Annotated in this window: 5 protein-coding genes; all 5 read left to right on the top strand. The window is 70.5% G+C overall.

What is annotated here, in order from left to right; genetic code table 11:
* Positions 1-1006 (top strand): HEAT repeat domain-containing protein (locus tag VD972_RS39945; protein ID WP_324994323.1); only part of this gene is annotated, 1006 nt, incomplete at its 5' end.
* Positions 1006-1830 (top strand): protein-glutamate O-methyltransferase CheR, encoded by an 825-nt coding sequence (locus tag VD972_RS39940; RefSeq protein WP_324994322.1) that lies wholly within the window; start codon positions 1006-1008, stop codon positions 1828-1830. The genes VD972_RS39945 and VD972_RS39940, both read left to right, overlap by 1 nt.
* The gene (gene cheB, locus VD972_RS39935; RefSeq protein WP_324994320.1) at positions 1827-2864 is read left to right on the top strand and encodes a chemotaxis-specific protein-glutamate methyltransferase CheB; all 1038 of its coding nucleotides are present in this window, start codon (positions 1827-1829) and stop codon (positions 2862-2864) included. The genes VD972_RS39940 and cheB overlap by 4 nt, the downstream gene beginning before the upstream one ends.
* Positions 2865-2959: 95 nt before the next feature.
* Positions 2960-3499, top strand: coding sequence for a methanogen output domain 1-containing protein (locus tag VD972_RS39930; protein WP_324994318.1), 540 nt, complete (start codon positions 2960-2962; stop codon positions 3497-3499).
* The coding region (locus tag VD972_RS39925) for a PAS domain-containing sensor histidine kinase (protein ID WP_324994315.1) at positions 3499-5471 on the top strand (1973 nt) is incomplete at its 3' end. The genes VD972_RS39930 and VD972_RS39925, both read left to right, overlap by 1 nt.

Genomic DNA, 5471 nt, shown 5'->3' with positions numbered 1-5471 from the left:
GCTGGAAGTCCTGCTCCAGGCCATGCGCGAGCAGGACGAGCGGCTGCGGGACGCGGCCATCTACGGACTGCCCTTCATCGATGATCCCCGCGCGGTGGACGCGCTGCTGGAGGCGGCACGCCACGACTCGGAGCGCACGCGCGCGGCGGCCATGCGTGCCCTGGGGCAGACGGACAAGGAGGCCCGTGTCACCTCCTGCCTGTTGGGAGGGCTCAACGACAAGGATCCGTGGGTGCGCTACTACGCGTGCCAGGCGCTGGGGAAGCTGAACGAGGAGGCCGCCGCGGACGCCATCGTCGCGCTGGCCAACGACGACGCGGGCCAGGTGCGGGTGGCGGTGGTGGACGCGCTGGCCCACCTTCACACCGAGAGCGCCATGGTGGCGCTGCGGCGCGCGGCCACCTCGGAGGACACGGACGTGCGCCGGGCGGCGCTGCTGGGGCTGGGCGTGTCCAAGCGCCCGGACGCGCTGCCCGTGCTACTGGAGGCCGCCGCCCAGGGGGATCCGGCCACGCGCCTGGTGGCCCTCTCGGCGGTGGCCGAGTACGACGTGCCGGAGACGGTGACGGCCTTGCTGCGCGCGGCGGGAGATCCCGATGAGAGCGTGCGCAGCGCGGCGGTGGGCTTTCTGGCCACCCGCCCGGGCACCGCCGCCACGCAGGCGCTCGTGTCACTGCTGGGGGATCCCGCCTTGCGCGAGCGGGTGGTGAGCGCCCTGGCGCTGCCGGCCGAGGGGCGCATCCCCGGGCTGCTCACGGCGCTGGAGGCGGCGGACGAGCTGGTGGCACCCCTGCTGGTGTCGGCCCTCGCACGGATGCAGCGGGCGGACGCACGCGCGGCCCTGATCTCCGCGCTCGGCGTGAGCAGTCCCGCGGGCCGGCGCGCGGCGGCGGCCGCCGTGGCGGTGCTGGGGACGGCGGAGGCCCGCGCGGTGCTGGAAAAGGCCGCCGCCCAGGACGAGGACCTCGAGGTGCGCCGAGCCTGTCTCCAGGCGCTGAGCCGCTGATGCCCTCGCTCCCGCTGTCTCCGCAGGTCTTCGTCATCCTCGCGGCGCTCATCGAAAAGCGCTCGGGGCTGCACTACGAGCCCACGGACCGCGAGCTGCTGGCGGACAAGGTCTCCGCCAAGGCGCTGGAGGCTGGGTTCGAGTCGCTGCTCGACTACTACTACTTCCTTCAGTACGACCCGGCGGGAGCGGCTGGGCTGGATGCGCTCGTCGACTCGCTGCTGGTGCACGAGACGTACTTCTTCCGCGATGCGCTGCCACTGGAGGTGCTCTCGGACGAGTTGGCGCGCGCGGTGCGGGCGGGGCGGCGGCCGCGGATCTGGTGCGCGGCGTGCTCCACGGGTGAGGAGCCCCTCACGCTGGCGATCATGCTCCACCAGCGCGGCGTGCTGGACGGCGTGTCCCTGCTGGCCACCGACTACAGCCAGCGGGTGTTGGAGCGGGCCCGGCTCGGGGAGCACAACCTGCGCTCGATGCGGGCCCTCCCGGCCGGCATCGAAGGGCGCTACCTGGAGGTGGTGAACGGGCGGCCGGTGGCGCGCTCGGAGCTCGTTGCCGCGGTGGAGTGGCGGCGGCTGAACCTGGTGGATGCGGACGCCATCGCCGCCCTGGGCACCTTCGAGGCCATCCTCTGCCGCAACGTCCTCATCTATTTCCAGGACGAGACAGCCCGGCATGTGGTGGACTCCCTCACTCGCGCGCTGGCGCCCGGAGGCCACCTGCTGGTGGGCACCTCCGAGTCCCTGCTGCGCTTCGGCACCGCGCTGCTGTGCGAGGAGCGGGGCGGAGCCTTCTTCTATACCCGCCCCAAGGAGGACGCATGACGGGCCCCTCGATCAAAGTGCTGGTCGTGGACGACTCCGCCTTCGCGCGCAAGGTGCTGCGGCAGGTGCTCTCCGCCGCGCCGGGCATCTCCGTGGTGGACACCGCGCGGGATGGGCTGGACGCGCTCGAGAAGATCGCCGCGCTGAGCCCGGACGTGGTGACGCTGGATCTGGTGATGCCGAACCTGGATGGGCTGGGGGTGCTGCGCTCGCTAGCGGGGGCGGTCTCGCCTCGCGTGGTGGTGGTGAGCAGCGCGGGCGACGAGAGTGAGCTGGCGGTGTCCGCGCTCCAGATGGGGGCGGTGGAGCTGGTGCACAAGCCCACGGCGCTCGCGACGGATCGCCTCTATGAGCTGGGCTCGGAGCTGGTGGAGAAGGTGCGCACGGCGGCGGGGGCCGTGGTGCGCCCGCTCGTGGAAGTACAGTCGGTGGAGACGCCTCGGTCTGGCGCGGCCCCCACAGGAGGGCAGCGGATCGTCGTGGTGGGGACGTCGACGGGAGGCCCGGCTGCGCTCACCCGGCTGCTGTCGTCGTTGCCCGCGGACTTCCCCGCCCCGCTGGCGCTCGCGCTGCATATCCCCGCGGGCTACACCGAGGCGCTGGCCCGGCGGCTCAACGCGAGCAGCGCGCTGGAGGTGGTGGAGGCGGAGGACGGCGTGGAGCTGCGGCCCGGGCGGGCCGTGCTGGCGCGCGCGGGCATGCACCTGCGCGTGGGGCGGGATGGCGAGCGAGCCCTGGCTTGGCTGGATCGGATGCCGCTCCATTCGCCGCATCACCCCTCGGTGGACGTCCTCTTCAAGAGCGCGGCCTCGGGGTGGGGCTCGGATGCGGTAGGGGTGGTGCTCACGGGAATGGGGGATGACGGGCTGGAGGGGGCGCGCGCCATCCGCGAGGCCGGAGGGCACGTGCTGACGGAGTCCGCCGAGTCCTGCGTGGTGTACGGCATGCCACGCGTGGTGGTGGAGGCGGGCTTCTCCCACGCCAGCGCCCCGCTGGAAGAAATGGTGGCGCTGCTCGAGCGCTACGTGCGGTGAAGGGCGCTGTCCATTCAACAACAGGCCCGCCTGCAATGACTGGGCAAGGAGCCTGTGTTTCGAGAGAACAGATCGTCAGGAGAGTCAGACACCTCATGGCACGAGCATCCGCAGAGAACTCCCCGGTGGCGCAGGCGAGCGTAGGCTTGGAGCGTGACGTCTTCCTGCGCACGCTCTTGCGGCACCTGGCGGGCACCTTGGAAGATGTCGTGGGCTTGAAGGAGGCCTCGGGCTTCATCAGCGTGGTGGGGCAGCGGATGGGCGAGGAGATGAACGAGGGCTACAGGAAGGCGCTCTCGCTCCCTCAGCTCGACCGTGAGCAGGTTGCGCAGGTGCTCGTGGATCTGAAGCGCCGCATCCAGGGCGACTTCTTCATCCTCGAGCAGGACGACGAGAAGATCGTCCTCGGCAACCGCGCCTGCCCCTTCGCCGAGAAGGTGTTGGGGCGCCCCTCTCTCTGCATGATGACGTCCAACGTCTTCGGCTTCATCGCCTCGGAGAATCTTGGCTATGCCAAGGTGTCGCTGGAGGAGACGATTGCGCTGGGCCACAAGGGCTGTCGGGTCGTGGTGTATCTGAAGCCGACTGCCGCCGCGCAGGCTGCCGAGGGGCGAGAATACATACGCACGCACTGATGGATGCTCCCCCTCGTCCGGCCGAGCTGTTCGTCCACCTGTCCCGTCTCTTGCCCGAGCCCCTGCTGCTCGTGACGGCGGAGGGGCGGGTGGTGGACAGCAGCCCCGCCGCCCGGGCGCTCCTGGGGCTGCAGGGTCCCGCGCTCCATGGCAGGCCCCTCGCGGACTTCGTGGCGGAGGAGCCCGAGCGCGTCGCCAGCTTTCTCCGCATGTGCGCGCGCATCGTCGACCCCTTGCCAGGGGGCTTCACCCTGAAGACGGCCCCGGGAGGTCCGATGCGCCGGGGTTGCCAAGGGGCTCGGCTCGGCTCGGCGGACGATGCCCACGGGCCACTGGTGTTCCTGCGCTTCGCGAATGACGCGGGGGGAAGCGCTGCCTTCGGCCTGCTCGGCCAGAAGGTGGACGAGCTCACCCGGGAGGTGAGCCGCCGGCGCCAGGCGGAGGTGGCCCTCCTCTCGTCGGAAGCACGCCTGCGCCGCATCGTCGACTCCAACATCGTAGGCGTCATCTTCTGGAGGATGAATGGCGTCATTGATTACGCCAACGATGCCTTCCTCCACATGCTGGGCTATCACCGTGAGGATCTGGAGGCTGGCCGGTTGAACTGGCGCCACCTCACACCGGCCGAATATTCCAGCTCCGACGCGGAGCAGGTGGAGCTCCTCCGCCAGACGGGACGCCACCCCCCCTATGAGAAGCAGTACCTGCACCGGGAGGGTCATCCCGTCCCCGTCCTGGTCGCCGCCGCCACCTTCCTCGACACTCCCGAAGAGGGCGCGGCCTTCACCCTCGACCTCACCGAGCGCAAGAAGACCGAGGAGAACCTGCGCATGCTCGCGGATGCATCCACCGCGCTCACCTCCTCCCTTGACTTCGAGAAGGCGATGGCCGCGCTGGTGCGCACGGTGGTGCCGCGCTTCTCCGACGGGTGTGGAGTCTTCGTGCGCCAGGCAGATCAGCAGGCCCGGCTCCTGGCCTTCCACCACATCGACTCCGATCGGGCGCGGGCAATGCGTGCCGCGATCGAGCGCTACACCCCCGTGCTCGATGCGCCTCACGGGGTAGGCCGCGTGCTGCGGGTGGGGCGGAGCGAGCTGCTCTCCCCGGTCACGGACGAGATCCTCGAGCGCACGGCCCGGAGCCCCGAGCACCTGATGCTCCTGCGCGACAGCGCTCCCCACGCTGGGATCATTCTGCCGCTGATCTCGGGCGGCCAGGTCCTGGGCGCGCTCTTCATGATCAGCCTCGACTCCCAGCGCGTGTACGGGCCCCAGGACATGCTCGTGGCCGAGGAGGTGGCCCGCCGGGCCGCCATTGCCCTGGAGAACGCCAGTCTCTTCGAGGCGGCCCAGGTGGAGCGTCACCGTGCCGAGGAGGCGAACCGCCTCAAGGACGAGTTCCTCTCGACGGTGAGCCACGAGCTGCGCACGCCCCTCACCTCGATGCTGGGCTGGTTGCAGATGCTGCGCAGAGGCATCCTCCCGCCGGAGAGGCAGGGCAAGGCGCTCGAGACCATCGAGCGCAATGCACGTCATCAGACGCAGCTCGTCGAGGATCTGCTGGATGTCAGCCGCATCCTCACGGGCAAGCTGCGCCTGGAGCTCGTCCCCCTGGAGCTGGCCGAGGTGGTGAGCGCCGCCCTCGAATCGGTGAGGCCCGCGGCCGAGGCCAGGCAGGTGCACTTGCTGCCGGTGCTCGACACCGCCGTGGGTCTCGTGCGCGGCGATGCCACGCGGCTCCAGCAGGTGGTGTGGAACCTCGTACAGAACGCGGTGAAGTTCACCCCCGCGGGCGGCCGGGTGGGGGTGGTGCTCGAGCGCGAGGGTTCGCAGGCGGTCATCACCGTGACTGACACGGGCCAGGGCATCCCTTCCAGCTTTCTCCCTCACCTCTTCCAGCGCTTCAGCCAGGCGGATGCTTCCACCACGCGGCAGCATGGGGGCCTTGGGCTGGGGCTCTCCATCGTCAAGCA

The sequence above is a fragment of the Hyalangium sp. genome (assembly GCF_035629615.1).
Taxonomy (GTDB): Bacteria; Myxococcota; Myxococcia; order Myxococcales; family Myxococcaceae; genus Hyalangium.
The sequence above is the reverse complement of the archived record's forward strand: the minus strand, read 5'-3'. Positions and strand labels throughout refer to the sequence as shown.

What these genes read in the sequence shown, in the direction of transcription:
- cheB (WP_324994320.1), top strand. Translation starts at nt 1,827, where the DNA reads ATGACGGGCCCCTCGATCAAAGTGCTGGTCGTGGACGACTCCGCCTTC.
- VD972_RS39930 (WP_324994318.1), top strand. Translation starts at nt 2,960, where the DNA reads ATGGCACGAGCATCCGCAGAGAACTCCCCGGTGGCGCAGGCGAGCGTA.
- VD972_RS39940 (WP_324994322.1), top strand. Translation starts at nt 1,006, where the DNA reads ATGCCCTCGCTCCCGCTGTCTCCGCAGGTCTTCGTCATCCTCGCGGCG.